We start from the raw sequence: 329 nt of genomic DNA on the forward strand, positions 1-329 counted from the left end.
TTGAATTCATAGGCGTTGCTTTGGATGCCGTGCTCTTCGAGGACCATGCCGATGATTTTCGGCACGCTGAGGTTCTGGAAGATGCGTTGGTTGATGCGGTGCGCGAGGTAGGACAGTTGCGGGCGCAGGGTCACCGCGTAGCGGGTCAGGCGTTTGCCGGAATCACCTTGGGCGGCGCGATAGATCTGGCCATGGATGCCGCTGCCGTCAGGCGAGAGCTGCAAAAAGGCCGGTTTGTGCAGCAGGGTCTCGAGGTTCAGGGACGGCTGTTCACTGACCAGCTCCACCTCAAACACAAAAGGCTGGCTGATGGCTTCCCGACCTTGCAG

Annotated in this window: 1 protein-coding gene; it reads right to left on the reverse strand. The window is 59.6% G+C overall.

What is annotated here, in order from left to right; translation table 11 throughout:
• On the reverse strand, positions 1-329 hold a 329-nt coding region (locus K0F88_RS32085), incomplete at both ends, for a contractile injection system protein, VgrG/Pvc8 family (protein ID WP_257605429.1).

It is taken from the genome of Pseudomonas sp. UMAB-40, assembly GCF_900095275.1.
Lineage (GTDB): Bacteria > Pseudomonadota > Gammaproteobacteria > Pseudomonadales > Pseudomonadaceae > Aquipseudomonas > Aquipseudomonas mandelii_B.